Genomic DNA, 17,900 nt, shown 5'->3' with positions numbered 1-17,900 from the left:
CTATTCCACAAGTGGTTTGCCCTCCTTGTCCAACGAGCCTGATTTAATTACAATCAAGTTATCCGGATCTATATATTTCTTAATTGCGGCATTTACTTGATCTAAGGTAACCGATTCTACATCTTTTGGATACTGATCTATATAATCGGGCTCCCATCCTCTTTGAAGGAAACTCAAAATAGTTCTTGAAAGTCCTGAGGTGGTTTCCAAACTCACTTTGAAGCTACCTGTTATATTCGATTTTTTTGCAGCCAATTCTTCTTTGGTAACCCCTTCGTTTACCCATTTTTTTATCTGCACCATAGTCGCGTCCAGTCCTTTTTGAAATAAGCTAGGGTTGAACGTAGCATATACCAACCAATGTCCACCGGAATTTTCATGACCAGAATGGCCTGCTCCTATACTATATGTCAATCCTTCTACATCCCTGACCGTACGCATTAATCTACCTGAGAAACCTCCGCCCAAAATACTCGTCGCCATGTAAAAAGGCACATAATCCTTGTCGGTTCTTTTGATACCTGTATATTGACCTATAAATAATTGAGCACTGGGCTTTTGAGGAATGGTTACAACTTTTTCCAAAGCACTCGTTTTTGATGGTTCTTTATAAGTAGAAGAAGAAACTTGGCCTCCATTCCAGCCCTTAAAAGCTTTCTTCAATGATTTGTACAGTTCATTGGTATCCACATCACCGACAACTACCAGATGCATTCCTTTTGTCCCGAAATAGTTGCTATGAAATGTTTTCAATTCATTTAAGGTCGCTTTTTCAATGTTTTTGATAGTCGACTGAACATCATACTTATAATTTGGATGCCCCTCTGGGTAAATAGCCTGGGAAAGGGCAATAGACCCTTGGGTCGCCGGATCTGAAATACCTCTTTTAATACTACCGATTATCTGTTGTTTGAGCAGATCAAACTCTTTGGCATCAAACAAGGGGTACCTTAATTCCTCGGCTAATAGCGCCACTACTTCATTCACGTCTTTTTTTAGACATTTAAATCCAATTTGAACGTGATGGGTACCTGCGTTTATATTGAAATTAACTCCTAGTTTGTCCAACTTTTGAGAAAAATTGAACTTATCATGTTCCGTTGTCCCCTTATCTAGCATTCCAACTGTCAACATTGGCACTACATTGTTCCCGTTTGTATTGTGATAATTTGCAATAGGAAAACTCGCAGAAACCGTGATAAAGTCCTTAACACCGGTTTTGGCGGTCACAACATCGATACCCTCAATGTTTTTTCTAGTGAATTTTTTATCCTTTACCTTATTCACTATCTCTTCACTAGCAGGTGTTTCGTTAGCTGTAGTAGATACTTTAGTCTCTATATTATATACCGAATAACCTGTTTCTTCATCGGTGTAATCAGGATGTCTATAATAATATTTACCATTAACCTCATGATGTTTGCTAGACTTTGGCCCTCCTTCGGCCATGGCTGAGCCCGTGTCCGCAACAAAGTAGCCCGTTGTACTTTGATTTTCCAATAAATATGTAGCGGCCACCCGTTTTACATCTTCTGCCGTAACTTTTGCAAGTTTTTCGGTATTTGTCACATAATCTGTCCAATCGCCTGCGGCAATAGCCTCGTTAAGTTGACTGGCAATACTACCAGAACCATCTCTAGACAATATGGTCTGTGCTTTTAGTTTAGCTACGACACGATTCACATCCGCTTGGTCAACCCCTTCTTTTTTTATCTTTTCGATTACGGCCAAAAGCTGATTATTTAAGTCTTCATGGCTAGAGGCCGGATCAAAAATAAGAGCTATGGTAAATAACCCCGTATCCTTGAAAGTTGACGGTTCTGCGAAAACCGAATAAGCCAAACCGGTATCTTTGAATTTTTTACTTAATATAGATGAGGTTCCACTTCCCAAAATCTCGCCTAAAACCGTTAAGGCAGGCATATCTTCATGTAATTTACCTGGAATCTTATACCCAATGGAAACTATACTTTGTTGCCCATTCTTTTTGACAATGGTCTTTCTTGGACCCAGTTGCTCGGGTTCTTCGGTGTAAGGCTGGGGCATTATATGGGGCGCCTTTGGTATTTTTCCGAAGTATTTATCTACCAAATTAAAAACATCGGCCTTCTGAAAATCTCCGATAATTGTTAGCGTTGCATTATTGGGCCAATAGTACGTATCATAAAATTTACGCAAGGTCTCGATCGGCATTTTTTCAATATCCGATCGCCAACCAATAGTCGCATGATGATAAGGGTGTGCCATATAGGCCATGGCCCAAATTTCTTTGTTCAAGACGTTGAAAGGACTATTTTCACCACGTTCAAACTCGTTACGTACTACAGTCATTTCGGCCTCCTTGTCTTCCTTTAGCAATAAAGAGTTCCTCATTCTGTCGGCTTCAATGTCCAATGCAAGTTCCAATTGGTCACTGGGTATGGTTTCATAATAGTTGGTTCTATCATTCCAAGTAGTAGCATTCATCCGGGCACCTATACCGGTTAACTTGCTATCAATAGAGGTTCCTTTGCTCTTATGAAACTTAGTCGTTCCCTTGAACATTAAATGTTCCAACAAATGGGTAGAGCCTGTATTTCCCGGAACTTCATGTTTTGACCCCACTCTATAAACCACCTGCACGGTTACAACAGGTGCCGCATTATCTTGTAACAACAGCAGGTTCATTCCATTTGGCTCGTACATATATTCTTCGATGCCACCAAGTTCTTTCACTTTCGAGAATTTATCGGTACCATTCTGGGCATTTACAAATTGTTGTAGCCCCATGGCTGCGATCGTGCAGAAAATTATTTTCGTTTTAGTTAAAATTTTCATCATTATATAGGTTATTTAGGCGTAGTACGATTTTAAAAGTCTACACCCTATTTAAAAAAAATGTTAATTATAGAACACTTAAGTTTTTAGTCTTTGTATTAGGTGGAAAGCATTTATACCGGTCACAGGTTTGATAATATAGACTGGCAACAATTTTATCCTTTTCAGAGAACTCACCTACCGAGAAGTACTTTGCAAAAACGAGTGAGCTCCCATAAATATAAATGCCATCATTGTTATCGCCTTATCAAGCACTTCTATATCAGTGTTTGCGACACCCAGACTTATGATATCCTCATCTACCTTTAGGTCATGAAAAGCATCCGGTTCAGAATAAAAATAATCTCTTGGGTCCACACTGGTTACCTTTGTGAAATACTTGTTTAACAAGTCTTCAAATGCAGGCATTCTTTTTCCGTATTCTTCCTTGAAACGTTCTGGTGTCATACCTCCGCTTATTCTCGCGGACTCTAAATTTTCGGGCATTGGTTTTTCCGAACTGTAGCCAACATATAGTACACTTATATCTTGTTTATCAATGTCTTGTGCCTTTATGGTCGTTATACTTAGTACTAAGACGAGCGTTGCTATTAGTTTAATGTAGTTTTTCATATCATTTCATTAATAACCAAGAAGTTCTATAAGTTTAGCGTCTAACTCCTCTTTTGTAGCATTACGTAGCAGAATTGTTTGATTTTCATCTATTAAAAATGTAGTAGGTAAATGTGGCACTCCATATAATTTGGCAACCGGACCATAGGGTGCTCTCTTTTCATCACCCATACCTGCATCATCATATACTTGTATCCATGAAATTTGATCTTCGTCAATAGCTTTTCTCCATTTGTTTTCTGCATCGGCCGTACCTATACCTATAATCTCAAAATTATCGGTCCCGTATTTTTTTCTTAATTCCTTTAGATGAGGAAATGATTCGCGACATGGTATACACCAGCTTGCCCAAAAATCGATTAAACGGTATTTTCCTTTTACATCAGCCAAAGAAAGTGCCTTTCCATCAACTGTATCTAAAGTGAAATCAGGAGCTTTATTCCCTTCTCCCAAATTCTCAAATACATCTTTATAAACTTTGGTGATATGGTTTCTATAAAAAGCCGTTTTTTTTGCATCACCTTGAAAAAGATTATAAAACTCCTTAAGTTGGCCCTTGCTCATTCGTCCCTCTGTATATTGATATCCTAAAAAATAAACTGCTACAGGTGAGCTTGGATTATTCTTTGCGTGATTATATTTTGCCTTGGTATATTCTGCTCTGCGCTCTTCAGACAATGGACTTAGTTTTTTTTGTAACGCCTCTGCTTCTTCTAATAATTTAGGGTCATTATTCTTTTTGGCTTTGGCATAAGCTACCTGAATAGAATCTAGGGGCGCATATTTTGGTTTTTTAAAGATGGCCTGAGATTCAGCTTCCAACCGCTCAAACTCGTCATTTGATTTTGAACCTGAAACGATTGGAGTAAATTGCCAATCTTCTGGCTTTACTGTAGACCAATCTATTGCTATATTTATATCGCTGTTTTCTAGAAAAAACCATGCGCTTTTATTTTCAATAACCAGATTCACCATATCTGGGGCTTCTACTTTTCCTTTAAATTCAAAAGTACCGTTTACTATCTCTGTACTATCGAGTACGATAACTTTATTGCGGTTTGCAGCTTCTGTTAATTTGACCCAGCCAGTATTCAAGCCTTTAACAGTACCCGTAACGGTATAACCATCAAAGGGTTCTTCTTGTTTGCAATTTGCGGTTACCAATAGCAGGATGGCCATTGGCAGTATTGTTTTTAATATTTTTTTCATGGTTTTTAGTTTTATTTATTCTTAATACCCAAAGAGTTCTTCCAATTTTGCATCCAACTCCTCTTTTGAAGGATTTCTAAGAATAATTTTTTCGTTTTCATCCATTAAAAATGTGGTTGGTAAAAATGGGACTCCATATTTACGGGCAACAATACCATATTGATGGTCTTGATCTGTATCATTTAAATGCATCCAAGGTGTTTGGTCTTCTTCAATGGCTTTTCTCCATTTTGCTTCAGCATCTGCCGTCCCAATGGCTATAACCTCAAATCCATCTTTTTTATACTTTTTGTATAATTCTTTTAAATGTGGAAATGATGCCCTACAAGGCACACACCAAGATGCCCAGAAATCGACTAATTTATATTTTGCCTCAACACCTTTTAAGGAAACTTCTTTTCCGTTAACATCGTTTAAAATAAAATCTGGAGCCATACTACCAACACCTAAGTTTTTAAAAATATCATTATATGTTTTTTCATAATATTTAAACATCGCCGTGTGTTTGGCACCCCCTGTAAAAATGGGGTAAATAGCCTTCATTTCTTCTTTGGACATACGCCCTTCGCTAAACTGAAAGGCTAAAATCCAAGGAGCTACTGGAGAATCAGGATGATCTTTTGCATACTGAATCATAAAAGATCTCCGCTCATTTTGTCGTTGACTTTCCAAGTCGCTAAATTGGGCTCTCCATTCTTGAAAAGCTTTTATTTTAGCTTCATCTTTAGACTTATAAGCCGCTTCCATTTTGGGTCTTATGGCCTGTAAGGGCGCAAATTTCTCTTGATTCATGATACTGTCTATTTTCGCCTGCTGCACTTCATAAACCTGCTGCAATGCTGAACCGGTTACTTTTGCCTTAAGCTGACCACGTTTAGACTCTCCTGTATCCAATTCTAGAGTAATGTCACTGTTTTCTAGAAAGAATTCACTGTGAAATTCATCACCTATCTCAATAAACACTCGATCAGGATGTTCAACGGTTCCTTTAAATGTAAAAGCACCATTTGTCATTTGGGTACTGTCAATTACCTTAGGTTTGGATCCCCTGTCCGTAAAATTCATTTCAATTAATTTTACTTTGGCCTTATCTAGACCTTTTACTGCACCAGATATAGTATAACCTTCAAAAGGTGCTTCTTTTTTACAGCCAGTAAGAGGTAATACTATTACCAAACCAAGTATTAGTGCTGATTTTATTTTTAAAGACATTTTCATGATTTAAGTTTTAGTATAGACACTTGTTAGTTTAAAAGTTCCTCCAATAATTCAAATGCATCTTCTCCCCCTCCTAAATATCTTTTCATAATTTTTCCTTCAGGATCTACAATGAATTTTGTGGGAAAGCCTTTTACATTGAAACGGGTTACGAAATTATCGGGAGTATTCCCTCTATCACTCATTAATTGCTGCCAGTCATAGCCGTTATCGGTGATAAATTCTTCTATTTTTTCTTTTGTGTCGCCCGAGTTTATTCCCAACACTACGAGCTTGTCCTTGTATTTTTCTTGAAAGGCCTTTACTTTGGGCATTTCTTTGACACAAGGTCCACACCAAATACCCCAAAAATCTATCAACACATATTTTCCTTTGAACGATGCGATATCGAACTCACTACCTTCCAAGGTTGCATTGGTTTTAATAGCTGGCACCGGCATACCCTCGGCAGTAGCTCTAATACCTTGAATACGGGTTTCGGCCGTTTTATAAAAACTTAGGTCACTGAGTTCTTTAGAGACATTATTAAATAGATCGATCGCAACTGTATCTTCTATTTGGCCACGCATAATCATGTCTTCCAAATACCACAGGGCCCCCAATGATTTTGGATGTTCCCTAACATGCTCAATTAAAGCCTCTCTTCCTTTTTTACTAATTTCCTCAGCTTTTTTTTGAAGTTGTTCTATAACCACGGAATCTTTCTCATAAGTAGCCTTTACCATAAGATTGGCACTTTTGTTTATGTTCGGAAAGGTAAGTCTGTTTACAGCGGCCAAACTATTGTTATATGCATCACCACTGGGGTACGCATCTATAAAATCACTGGCCTCCCCTTGTATTTTAATATCCGCCCCGGGATAAGCAAAAAACATTAAGTACATTGATTTCACAGGAAAATACCCTCCGTCGGCCGCTTTCTTGAATATCTTACTGTCCTCATCTTTATAATCTGTATAGGCCCTGATCAATGAAAGTTTCGAAATGGTATCTGAAAATTTGATTTTTCCGTCTATTACGTGAATGGTATCCGGAGGGGTTTCCCTTGTATATTCTTTATCTGGGTGTCTAAAGAAAAAATCAGATTTTAACCCTTTTATTTCACCTTCCAATGTAAATTGATTCGGAGGTCTTTTTTCAGTTTTTTTACATGATGTAATAAGTAAAAGTCCTGTCAGGACAAAAATCGTCGCTTTGATATATATTTTCATTTTTTGATGTAAAAGTTTAATTGTTTATAGTATAAAAGTCTCCTTAAAGGCCTCTTTATGAACTTGCCAAAAATTGAAATCAAGAGATAAGCAAAAAAGGTCACGACAGATATTGTCCATTGCACCAATATTAATCCCTATCAGGAAACTGAGTTTATTGGAGGGTTATGGAAAGGGCGTTTTACCTTTCCATAACCTTATCCAACTGATTTATCTGTCAGGAAAATTCTATTGGTACCCCGGATTTTGAACTAATAATGAATTGACCTCTACAGAGGTTTGGGGTATTGGAAAAATAAATTTATTGGGATCGGTAGCCGTGGCTTTTATTTCTGAAACCTGAAAACCAGAATTAAACCCTCCGTCCTCATAGGCATATCGTACGGCATCGAACCAATTTTCACCATTTTCGGCATAAAGTTCCACAAGTTTCTCTATACGAACAGCTTCTAAAAATTCTGACAATGAAATACTTTCAGGGTAAGTTTCGAACCCGTCGCCTCCGGTTGTGGTAGCCCCTGCCCTTTTTCTTACCTCATTTAATGAGCTTAACGCCTCCGGGGTTACCATCCCGGAAGCTCTAGCGGCAGCTTCTGCATGAATCAGGTATATTTCTGCCATACGCATCACGTAGTGCATTTCATAATCGGTTGTATAATCAGAATATTTGGTCATTAATGGCGTACCCAAGGAACCGCCAAAAGGGTCGGTAATTGATTCGACCCGCCCACCGTCATGGGCAATTGTCTGGCCTCCAATGGTCAACGTACCTGTATTCACCATATCAAAATAAACAGGATCGACCCCGGCCGAAAAGCCATTATAAAAATTACCCCAACCTACACCGGTACCTTCAGGAGTTTCCACTCCCGGTATACCAAAGATAATCTCACTCTTTTCGAACAATGTCGGACTATCATGAGGACCAAAAATACTGGCGTAGTCGGCTTCAAGGGCAAAACCCGATCCTGGGTTCTCAATAACCGCTTTTGCTTCGGAAGCTGCCTGTTGATAATCACCCATATAAAGCAATACTTTGGCCTTGAACGCCCTGGCAAATGTTTTGTTTGTAAACGTCTTTCCCCTATTCTCCGGTGCATTCGCAATACCATCCTCGATATCTGCTAGAATTGCCGTATAGGTTTCTTGAACGGAACTTCTTGGCAATTCTTCTTCATAACGGGCAGGGTCCGTACGCAATACCACACCAAATTCAGATGACGTATCATAGAATTGACCGTAAGCCCTTAGTAAATAAAAAGTAGCCAAAGCACGCATTAACCTAGCCTCTGCTATCACCTCTGCCCTTCTTCCCGGAGTATCGAATATATCATCGGACAGCATACCGGTCTGTTCAATTACCCAATTGGCATTATTGATCAAAGAGTAAAACCTTGTGTATGCCCCATGCTGAATTGAGCCCGTCAATATCGGGTTGTTTGAAGACCACCCCAATTGCTCCTCATTATTAGCATAAAATCCGGCATTACTATAACCCAGAAAAATATCGGGAACAAAAAATACAGTCGGGAAATCCAGTCCATACTGTGTCATTCCCGAATACACCCCCAAAAGGGCCAGATCCGCTGATTTTTCATCATAAATAGCCTCATCGGCAGATATTGTATATAATGGTTCTACATCATCGACGGCCGTAGTAAGATCGCATGAACTGAAAATTAAAAGACAGATGAAGACACCCATCCCATATGCTTTATATATATATTGTTTCATAATGTTCTTTATTAAAAGGTTACGTTTAGTGTAAGTGTAAAGCTTCTGGCCTGGGGATATCCACTGCCATCATCACCAAAACTGGAAAAATCGGTAATATTGCCCCTTCGAAAAGCAGATTGATCTTCGGGATCGAGACCTGGATAATTCGTAAAGGTCAAGAGATTGTTTCCACTGATCGACAGCTTGGCTGCGGTGATTCCAAGTTTATCCATCCAGGACATTTGAGGAAACCTATAGCCCAAACCTACATACCTTAACCTTACATAACTACCATCCACTATAGATCTTGAATTTGTCCTGCCCCCATCATAGGATGGTGACCTCAAACGGGCAAGGGTTCCGTCTGTGTTGGAGGAAGACCATACAAGGTTTAAATGGTCTTTAATGACATTTTCCGTGACATCCACCATGGTAAACCTATTGTACAGATCAAAGATTTTGTCATTTCCCTGAACAAATTGAAAATTAAAACTGAAATCCAGATTTTTATACGTGAGCGTATTGGACCAACCACCAAAATAGTCGGGGTTCACATTGCCAATAATTGCCTCCCTATCTTCCGAATCAACATAACCGTTGCCATCAATATCCTCCATAATGTAATCCCCTGGCCCCTGCAACAAACTACTGTAAACCCCTCCTGGCGCACCATTGGCCGCCGCTTGGCCATTAAGGGCATCTATTTCTTCCTGTGTTTGTGCAATACCCAGCACATTATACCCTTGTATCACCCCAAAAGGCTCTCCTTCCACAACCCCTGGGCTACCATATAAATTGACACTTCCCCCATTCAGGCTTTCCACTTTATTCTTTATGAAACTGATATTGAACGAGGAATTCCAAGAGAAGTTTTCTGTTCTGATTATATCGGCTCCGAGCAAAAATTCCCAACCTTTGTTGGTCACGTCCGCCACGTTCTGGTTTTGCTGCAACGTACCGGTTTCATTCACAATAGGGACTACAAGTATTAGATCGGAGGTGTTTTTTTCAAAATAAACCATCTCTGCATTCAATCGTTGATCGAACAGACCCAATTCAAGACCTAGATCCAATTGGTCTGTTGTTTCCCATTTTATGTCCGGGTTGGGCACGTCGCTTGATATGGTTCCTTTACTAACATTGTAACCTCCAGTGGCGGAAAATGTCGGCAAGAAAGTAAACGAGGGAAGATTGTCACTACCGGTACGACCCAAACTTGCCCTTAACTTTAGTTGATCCAACCATTTGCTGTCTTTTAGAAAAGACTCATTATGCATGTTCCATGCCAACGCCCCGGAAGGGAAAACACCGGTTTGGTTACCAGGGCCAAATTTTGTCGACTTGTCCGCCCTTAAGGTAAAGGTGGCCAGATAACGCTCTTTATATCCATAGTTGACTCGACCGAATACAGAATTCAGAACGGCCTCAAAGTGATCGGATGTATTATTCTCCACGATATTGGCCGATCCAGGATTAATTAAGATAAAATCATCAGGAAATTCCCTATAACGCACCGACTGCCTATCATCCCTGTTCCGGTTATACGAAATACCCGCCACTGCATCTATTTTATGGTTCTCGCCGATAAGGTTGGAATAGGAAAGTGTATTTTCAAATGCCGTATTAAACCCGTCTACCCGCAGGTCGACAAGATTGGCTCCTGGGGCCCCACGGTATCTCCCATCAAATAGGGCATCTTGTGTAAACGACGGGGTGAACACGGTATTTGTTATGTCATTTACCCCGATACTGGCCTGAGACCTGAATTTAAGGTTTTTCAAAAATTCCCATTCTGCATAAAAGGCGCCAAATAGATTTTTCGATACTGTCTTATTCGTTATTCTACCTTGGTCACCCAATGGATTGAATACTTCTCCATATCTATCACTGTAAGCTTTGGTATAGTTTCCATTCGCGTCATAAATAGGAATATCAGGTCGGAAAGCGGCAGCTGAAGAAAAGGACCCTTGTCCAATTCCCGTAATACCGGAAATCTCATCTATCATATGGTTATAGTTGATAGAACCTCCAACCCGTAATTTCTTGGTAACATTCACATCTAAATTAGAAGCCACATTATATCTCTTTACGTCATTGTTCACCACGATTCCCTCTTGATCGGCAATAGAGGCGGAAAGGGAGTATGCAGCCTTTTGGGTGCCTCCAGTAACCCCCAGATTATATTGCCTCCACAGGGCATTGCTATTGGTAATGGCCTTCGTCCAATCGGTATCTCCATTTCCGAAAAAATCGGGGTTGTTGACCACCTCATATTCCTTTGGATGCAAATAGGGCCATTGTGCCTCTGGATAAGCACTATTGTCCAGAACACTTTGTGATTGTTCAAGGGCAAACTGTTTGTATTCGGCCGCATTCAAAAAATCATATGTCTTAATCGGATTGCTTACAGTGGAACTTATGCTGAAGTTAAATTTGGTACGCTCCCCAGCTTTTCCCCTCTTGGTAGTAATCAATATAACCCCATTGGCCGCTCTTGAACCATAGATAGCTGCGGCGGAAGCATCTTTCAACACGTCGATTCGTTCAATGTTTTCAGGGTTAATGGCCGCCAATGGATTTATACTTGTCAAACCCGTACTAAAAAGGCCACTGGCACCAGAACCGTCGTCGACACTAGGGTTAACAACAAAAGGAACCCCATCTACCACATACAATGGCTGGTTGTCACCCCTAAGTGAACTGAGGCCCCTGATCTGAACAACACCACCTTGCCCTGGACGACCACCGGCACTCATAACATTTACACCTGTAATCTTGCCCGCAAGGGCATTATCTACCGTCTGGCTCTTATATTGTACTATTTCTTCACTTTTAACCGAGCCTACCGAACCCGTTAGGTCTTTCTTTACAGTGGTACCATAACCTACGACCACAACCTCATCGAGCCTACTGGCACTTTCATCAAGCACAATTTCGTAAAAATCTTGTTTGGTCGTAATCTTCTGATATTTAAACTCAAAACCTAATGCAGAAACAGCTAAATAATAATCGAGACTTGCGTCTATTTTAAAATTACCATCAAAATCGGTAACTGTACCTCTTACGATAAAGTCATCGGGGCGATCTGCATCCCTTGACGGTTCATTGCTGGCAACATATACGGATGCCGCAGGAATCGGCATTCCATTTTTATCCTTGACCGTACCTGAAACAGAAAAAGTTTCTTGTAAGGGAACACCTAATACAGGGTGTATCTTTCGTTTAACGATTACGGTGTTATCGGTAAATTCGTAGGTACAAAATATGGGGTCCAAGCCTTTTTTTAACAAGGTTCCCACCTTTACACTCCCTTCTTTCAAAAGAATTTTAGGAGCATCTTTCACAAGGTCGTCCGCGTATACGAATTCATAATCTGTTTGGGCCTTGATAAGTTCAAAAACCTCTTTTAGAGAAACTACTTTTTCTGTATTAATGAATATGTCAGCATTCTGAGAAAACCCTGATTTTGGGCTCAGACCGAAAACTGAAGTCAAAAACAAAAAAATAAAGGTCCTCATGATTAGTTTAGTTAGCCTTTGTAATCGACATACAAAGACTGGGGTCATTCCGATTTTCATATATTTGTATTGGTATTGGTTAAACAATTCGTTTAATTGATCACTTAAAGGAATTTAGCTGCTACTTTGGACGGTGATAGCTTTATTCCTTTTTTATTTTATTTCATCATATCCTATTATTTTACTTTATTAATATCTTATTGTCCTGTATAGAAAATTTCACAAGACCTGTATGTTCTATTTTTTCCAATAATACGTTTATCTCATTTCCTCTTTTCAATATTCCGGAAAATTCCAAATCCCGTTTTTCCAGGTTTTCGAATTCCACCTCTATATTATACCATCTAGCCAATACTTTCATCATTTCCCCCAAAGGCTTTTTATCGAACATGAACAGTCCATCTTTCCATGACGTAACGTAATTGACATCAACATTTTTCACTTGAATTTCGGCCTCATCCATATATAAGATGGATTGCATACCCGGATCAAGTATTTTGCCTTCGGCACCATTACTTACAGCAATACTTCCTTCGATCAAGGTTGTGTGAATGCTTTGGTCGTTTTCGTATGCCGAAATATTGAACTCAGTGCCAAGTACCTCTATATTTTGGTTTCTTGTTTGCACACGAAATGATGCTCCATTATTTTCTGTACTTGGAGAAACATCGAAATAGGCCTCTCCATAAATTAACTCCACACTTCTGGGCGCTCCGGAAACAAAAGACACCGGATATTTTAATTTAGACTCTGAGTTGAGCCAAACCTTGGTGCCATCCGATAGCTCTACAAAGAATTGCCCCCCTCGTGGAATAGTCAAGTAATTATACACTATTTCTTGGCTTCCTTTTTGTCCCTTTTTATATCGAAGACTTTCTCCATTACTGGTGACCTCATCGATACGCACCTGTTTTCCTTTTTCCAGGGTGATATGTTTACCATTATCAAGTGTGAGTATAGCCTTATCCGTTCCAGGAAGAATAGAAGCTTCGGTATTTGCTATGATTTCTGAAGTTGGTTCTAAATCCTCTGTAGAGTAAAATACAGCAAGGGAAACAAGAATAGCGATTGCCGCAGCAACCGCATACTTATAAAACTTAAGTTTTCTTATTTTTCCAGGGTTGGCGTCATCTGAGCCTCCTATTTTGTCCAATAAAACAAGCTTTGCCCTTTCCGAATCAAAGTTCGACATATTATAATCCAAGGCATAATTTACCTGAATGAAATCTTTGAACAATTGTTCGTTCTCTTGTTGGTCCAACCAATCGGACAATTCTTCTAGTTCAGGTTCTGTTATGGCCTTCGAAATAAACTTTACAATCAGTTCTTCGATTCTTTTATCTTTCATTAAGCTAATCAATTATATTTCTAATACGATTCTCAAAATACACACCCTATGCCTCCAGCAATTTTTTTTCTGTTTCATTTCATATTTATACTATTTTTATAGAGCGATGGATTTAGAATGATGGATTTCAAGGACAATAAAGTTTTGATAAAATGTCTTCAACAGAATAACAAGAAGGCATTTTCTTTTCTGGTAGACTCTTATCACCATAGGTTATGCGTTTACGCAAACAGCCTTGTGAACAATAGTATGCTGGCAGATGATATTGTACAGAACGTTTTTATAAACGTATGGGAAAAACGGAACATGCTAAACCCTGATCATTCACTAAAAAGCTTTTTATACAAATCTGTCTATAACGAGTTTATAGATCAATACAGAAAGTCACAATCTTTATTACGGATTGAAAAAAAGTATATTGAACACCTTAACACCATTGTAGCGGAAGACGAGGAAAGTACAAAGAAACTTATCGCCGACGTAAAAAACATGATGGAAGATCTACCTCCAAAATGCAAGCAAGTCTTTATGTTAAGTAAAAAAGAAGGACTAACAAATATTGAAATTTCCGAACATCTAGAGATTTCGGTAAAGGCCGTAGAAGCTCAAATTACCAGAGGATTTAAGATTCTACGCAAAAAACTTTCAGATAAGGTAAAACCAGTATTGTTCATCTTGTTCAATCGAAAACCTTGGCAGCTATAGACAATAGTGTTTAACATTTAGACAGCATAACCGTCGTATGTGGTATAATCTATTCAACATACTCTAAAATATCCCCAGGTTGGCAATCCAAAGCTGAACAAATAGAATCTAAGGTCGAAAAACGAATTGCCTTACCTTTCCCCTGCTTCAAAATAGATAAGTTAACCGTAGACACGCCTACCTTTTCAGACAGTTCTTTTAATTTCATTTTCCTTTTCGCCAATACCACATCCAAGTTCACTATAATTGCCATACCCCAATTTATATCGTTAACGAGCTCTCAATTTTATTTAAAAGAACATCCCAATTCCTTTCATTTTTACCCCAAGAATATATCTGAAAGAAAGTCACCGAACAACATTTCATTATTGTTTTGCCCCCTTTGGTTTCAAAATCTATATAAAGATTCTCTCCCCAAGACATCAATGTCATCCTCGTAATGGCCAAAATTTCATATGCCCCCCTATCAGCTTCAATCAATTTAAATTCAGAGTTATCGATAACCTCAATTATTTTTTCGAACATGAGATGTTCAGGGATATCAAAAACTTTCTCAGATCTCACCTTTGAGGTAAATAGATTGTATTTACTTTCAAAATACCTTCTATAAGCAAGTGACTTTCTAATCGTCAAATTGAAAACAAAAAACCCAATGATTACAAAACAGATAATAATTACCACCGGATTTTCTGGTCTTATATAATAACCTAATAGAACTAAAATAAAGACCAATAAGAATGCTGCTAGCACATGCTTAATCGCTGTCATAAACAAGTATTTAATTAACAACATCGAAAATAACGAAATACAATTAAAAATTAACGATTATCATTATTTTTTTAATTATCACAATAACACCATTACAACAAGAATGGAGGATAAAATGTTAATTAAAAAATTGTCTATTTTCATTAAACAGAGTAACCAAACCCCAAGCACCAAAAAATAAGAAAAGAAATTGGTCTTTTTAAAAATATGCCTCTTGCTTCCATTAAAATTAAAAAGACAATTACGGTTATTGACTACAACAATAAATTACCTAAAAAACTTGCAAGGCCCTATGATACTTGACCTAAAACAAAAAATCCAACCTAATAAATTAGATTGGATTTCTTTTTTGCTCCTCCTCTTGGGCTCGAACCAAGGACCCTCTGATTAACAGTCAGATGCTCTAACCAACTGAGCTAAGGAGGAAAATACCTTACTTTAATCCTTTAAAGCGGGTGCAAATATAAATGTTTTTTAAAATCTCCCAAACAAAAAAAGATGTTTTTCTATTTAAATAACCATTTATATAAATCATTACCATTTGCAAATAGCAACAATGCTATCAACAAGAAGAACCCTATCATTTGAGCGTACTCTAAAAACTTGTCGCTCGGCTTTCTTCCGGTAATCATTTCATACAACAGAAACATCACGTGTCCACCGTCCAATGCAGGTATGGGCAGTATGTTCATAAATGCCAGAATAATAGATATAAACGCGGTTGCATTCCAAAAAGCGGGCCAGTCCCATCCGCTGGGAAACAAACCTCCGATAGCCGCAAAACCTCCTACTCCCTTATAAGCTCCCGTAGACGGGTTGAAGATTTTCTTCATTTGCTTTACATAGCCACTAAGGGTACTTACCCCTTTATCTATACCTGCAGGTATAGATTCTACAAACGAATAGGTATTCGTTTTAATTTTCAGCACTCCCCTGTCTTCAAGATCCGCAAAACTTAAGCCCCCAAGACCTACACCTATGGTTGCTGAATCACTTATAACAACAGGAATCTGTATTTGACCACTACCTTCCCTTTTTACCGACAGGTCTACTTTTTGACCTTTATATTTTTGAAGAATCTCCTTTGCCTCATCAAAATAAGTAAAAGAGTCGCCACCAATAGCTACGATTTCGTCTTTTACCTGTAAGCCCGAATCTTTATTCGAGGATTCTTCAGGTATAGAACCAACAACAAATGGATATCGCGGACTTAAAAACCTAATTTTATCCTCATCTTCCAACAAGGTCGCAATAAAGTCTACCGGTATTTCTTTTTCTATGATCTCACCATCACGCTCTATGGTAAAATTGCTTCCGTTCACCAGCTCTATAAAAATCTTATTAAAGTCCTCTACAGGCTCACCATCTACGGCCAAAATTTTATCGCCGGTCTTTATACCTACTTTATCGCCTATTTCGGTTTCGTTCACATAAACACCGTCTTTTAAACTATCGTTGGCTATAAACTGATCTCCGTACGCATAGGCCAAACCTATATAGATAATCACCGCCAAGATAAAGTTAACGGTTACCCCGCCCAGCATTATGATCAATCGTTGCCATGCAGGTTTGCTTCTAAACTCCCAAGGTTTGGGCTCCTCTTTCATGGCTTCGGTATCCATGCTTTCATCAATCATACCCGCGATCTTAACGTATCCGCCCAAAGGCAACCAACCGATACCGTATACGGTCTCGCCGATTTTCTTTTTGAAAAGAGAGAATTTCACATCAAAAAACAAGTAAAATTTCTCTACCCGGGTCTTAAATAATTTTGCAGGGATAAAATGCCCAAGCTCATGAAGCACTATTAATAATGAAAGGCTTAAAAAAAATTGAATAGTCTTAATTAAAATGGGACTCATTAGCGTTCTCTAAAATTTAAATCTGACAAAAGTACATTTTTACAAGGTCTTAAAAAAAGAAACTCGTTGCACCCATACTATTTTAAGAATATTTTGGCACGTATATGCCCTAATATGCTTGAAACCTTCACAAAGCTAATGTACCTTTGTCAAAAAAATAAATATGCGCTCTTTCTTCAGTGGATATAAGATTTTTGGTCTTGTCCTGTTACTAATTTCATCAGTGGTCGTGTATCTTTTTTATAATGCCTTAACGCCAAAAAAAATACTACCCATATACTCCCCGGCCATGGTAAATAGCGAATTGGTGGCCGAAGAGATTCAACATATACGAAAATACCACACCATCGCCGACTTTTCACTTACCAACCAAAACGGAAAAACCATTACACAGGCCGATTATGAAGGTAAAATATATATCGCGGATTTTTTCTTTACCACCTGCCCTACCATTTGCCCTATAATGACAAAGAACATGGCCTCTATACAAGACAAGGTAGGAGATGACGTGCTATTGCTATCGCATTCGGTAACCCCACAGATAGACTCTGTGGCACAGTTAAAAAAATATGCCCTGGAAAAAGGTGTGGACGATACAAAATGGAACTTGGTGACGGGAGACAAGAAACAAATCTATGAATTGGCTAGAAAATCGTACTTGGCGGTCAAAACGGACGGTGACGGAGGTCCTTTTGATATGATCCATACAGAAAATTTTATCCTGGTAGATAAAGAAAAAAGAATAAGGGGCTTTTATGACGGCACCAAAGAAGAAGAAATACAAAAATTACTAAGTGATCTAGAAATTCTGAAAGCTAGTTATAAGGAATAGTATTTACTAATTCGGTAAGCCTATAGCTCCTATTTAAATTAACTTTCTTTAATTCTTTTAATTGAAATATTTGAGTTATTTTTG

Annotated in this window: 13 protein-coding genes and 1 tRNA gene; 2 read left to right on the top strand and 12 right to left on the bottom strand. The window is 38.5% G+C overall.

Annotated elements, in window-relative coordinates:
* The 8 genes from J8L85_RS04210 to J8L85_RS04175 all read right to left on the bottom strand — a co-directional run bounded on the left by J8L85_RS04210 (window position 1) and on the right by J8L85_RS04175 (window position 13,649).
* The gene (locus J8L85_RS04210; RefSeq protein ID WP_247656549.1) at window positions 1–2,820 is read right to left on the bottom strand and encodes a pitrilysin family protein; all 2,820 of its coding nucleotides are present in this window, start codon (window positions 2,818–2,820) and stop codon (window positions 1–3) included.
* A 174-nt stretch (window positions 2,821–2,994) separates the two neighbouring features.
* Window positions 2,995–3,429: a hypothetical protein gene (locus tag J8L85_RS04205; protein WP_211014853.1), complete on the bottom strand. Its 435-nt coding sequence runs from the start codon at window positions 3,427–3,429 to the stop codon at window positions 2,995–2,997.
* 9 nt (window positions 3,430–3,438) lie between these two features.
* Window positions 3,439–4,638: a TlpA disulfide reductase family protein gene (locus tag J8L85_RS04200; protein ID WP_211014851.1), complete on the bottom strand. Its 1,200-nt coding sequence runs from the start codon at window positions 4,636–4,638 to the stop codon at window positions 3,439–3,441.
* A gap of 21 nt (window positions 4,639–4,659) precedes the next feature.
* Window positions 4,660–5,856, bottom strand: a complete 1,197-nt coding sequence (locus tag J8L85_RS04195) for a TlpA disulfide reductase family protein (RefSeq protein ID WP_211014849.1) — start codon at window positions 5,854–5,856, stop codon at window positions 4,660–4,662.
* A gap of 26 nt (window positions 5,857–5,882) precedes the next feature.
* A complete protein-coding gene (locus J8L85_RS04190; RefSeq protein ID WP_211014847.1) occupies window positions 5,883–7,067 on the bottom strand; it encodes a TlpA disulfide reductase family protein in 1,185 nt (394 codons plus the stop codon).
* Window positions 7,068–7,295: 228 nt separating this feature from the next.
* Window positions 7,296–8,801 (bottom strand): RagB/SusD family nutrient uptake outer membrane protein, encoded by a 1,506-nt coding sequence (locus tag J8L85_RS04185; protein WP_211014846.1) that lies wholly within the window; start codon window positions 8,799–8,801, stop codon window positions 7,296–7,298.
* Between the two features lie 11 nt (window positions 8,802–8,812).
* Window positions 8,813–12,301, bottom strand: coding sequence for a TonB-dependent receptor (locus J8L85_RS04180; protein ID WP_211014843.1), 3,489 nt, complete (start codon window positions 12,299–12,301; stop codon window positions 8,813–8,815).
* 181 nt (window positions 12,302–12,482) lie between these two features.
* Window positions 12,483–13,649, bottom strand: a complete 1,167-nt coding sequence (locus J8L85_RS04175) for a FecR family protein (protein WP_211014842.1) — start codon at window positions 13,647–13,649, stop codon at window positions 12,483–12,485.
* A gap of 117 nt (window positions 13,650–13,766) precedes the next feature.
* Between J8L85_RS04175 and J8L85_RS04170 the strand changes: the two genes are divergently transcribed.
* Window positions 13,767–14,354: an RNA polymerase sigma-70 factor gene (locus J8L85_RS04170; RefSeq protein WP_247656548.1), complete on the top strand. Its 588-nt coding sequence runs from the start codon at window positions 13,767–13,769 to the stop codon at window positions 14,352–14,354.
* Window positions 14,355–14,403: 49 nt separating this feature from the next.
* On the opposite strand, the gene J8L85_RS04165 is transcribed toward J8L85_RS04170, so the two are convergent.
* The 4 genes from J8L85_RS04165 to rseP form a co-directional block, all read right to left on the bottom strand.
* Window positions 14,404–14,607 (bottom strand): helix-turn-helix transcriptional regulator, encoded by a 204-nt coding sequence (locus J8L85_RS04165; protein WP_211014839.1) that lies wholly within the window; start codon window positions 14,605–14,607, stop codon window positions 14,404–14,406.
* Between the two features lie 8 nt (window positions 14,608–14,615).
* The gene (locus tag J8L85_RS04160; RefSeq protein ID WP_211014837.1) at window positions 14,616–15,122 is read right to left on the bottom strand and encodes a hypothetical protein; all 507 of its coding nucleotides are present in this window, start codon (window positions 15,120–15,122) and stop codon (window positions 14,616–14,618) included.
* A 352-nt stretch (window positions 15,123–15,474) separates the two neighbouring features.
* Window positions 15,475–15,548 (bottom strand) — tRNA-Asn (locus J8L85_RS04155).
* An 80-nt stretch (window positions 15,549–15,628) separates the two neighbouring features.
* Window positions 15,629–16,984 (bottom strand): RIP metalloprotease RseP, encoded by a 1,356-nt coding sequence (gene rseP / locus J8L85_RS04150; RefSeq protein ID WP_211014835.1) that lies wholly within the window; start codon window positions 16,982–16,984, stop codon window positions 15,629–15,631.
* Window positions 16,985–17,147: 163 nt separating this feature from the next.
* On the opposite strand from rseP, the gene J8L85_RS04145 reads away from it, so the two are divergent.
* Window positions 17,148–17,816 carry an SCO family protein gene (locus tag J8L85_RS04145; RefSeq protein WP_211014833.1) on the top strand — a complete coding sequence of 223 codons (669 nt, stop codon included), beginning with the start codon at window positions 17,148–17,150 and terminating at the stop codon, window positions 17,814–17,816.
* Window positions 17,817–17,900: the final 84 nt, after the last annotated feature.

The organism is Maribacter sp. MMG018 (assembly GCF_018100785.1).
In the GTDB taxonomy this organism is placed as follows: domain Bacteria; phylum Bacteroidota; class Bacteroidia; order Flavobacteriales; family Flavobacteriaceae; genus Maribacter.
Note: the sequence above shows the minus strand (reverse complement) of the source record. Positions and strands in the feature narration are given on the sequence as shown.

Coding starts and splice junctions, on each gene's coding strand:
- J8L85_RS04210 (WP_247656549.1), bottom strand. CDS start 2,820: ATGATGAAAATTTTAACTAAAACGAAAATAATTTTCTGCACGATCGCA.
- J8L85_RS04205 (WP_211014853.1), bottom strand. CDS start 3,429: ATGAAAAACTACATTAAACTAATAGCAACGCTCGTCTTAGTACTAAGT.
- J8L85_RS04200 (WP_211014851.1), bottom strand. CDS start 4,638: ATGAAAAAAATATTAAAAACAATACTGCCAATGGCCATCCTGCTATTG.
- J8L85_RS04195 (WP_211014849.1), bottom strand. CDS start 5,856: ATGAAAATGTCTTTAAAAATAAAATCAGCACTAATACTTGGTTTGGTA.
- J8L85_RS04190 (WP_211014847.1), bottom strand. CDS start 7,067: ATGAAAATATATATCAAAGCGACGATTTTTGTCCTGACAGGACTTTTA.
- J8L85_RS04185 (WP_211014846.1), bottom strand. CDS start 8,801: ATGAAACAATATATATATAAAGCATATGGGATGGGTGTCTTCATCTGT.
- J8L85_RS04180 (WP_211014843.1), bottom strand. CDS start 12,301: ATGAGGACCTTTATTTTTTTGTTTTTGACTTCAGTTTTCGGTCTGAGC.
- J8L85_RS04175 (WP_211014842.1), bottom strand. CDS start 13,649: ATGAAAGATAAAAGAATCGAAGAACTGATTGTAAAGTTTATTTCGAAG.
- J8L85_RS04170 (WP_247656548.1), top strand. CDS start 13,767: ATGATGGATTTCAAGGACAATAAAGTTTTGATAAAATGTCTTCAACAG.
- J8L85_RS04165 (WP_211014839.1), bottom strand. CDS start 14,607: ATGGCAATTATAGTGAACTTGGATGTGGTATTGGCGAAAAGGAAAATG.
- J8L85_RS04160 (WP_211014837.1), bottom strand. CDS start 15,122: ATGACAGCGATTAAGCATGTGCTAGCAGCATTCTTATTGGTCTTTATT.
- rseP (WP_211014835.1), bottom strand. CDS start 16,984: ATGAGTCCCATTTTAATTAAGACTATTCAATTTTTTTTAAGCCTTTCA.
- J8L85_RS04145 (WP_211014833.1), top strand. CDS start 17,148: ATGCGCTCTTTCTTCAGTGGATATAAGATTTTTGGTCTTGTCCTGTTA.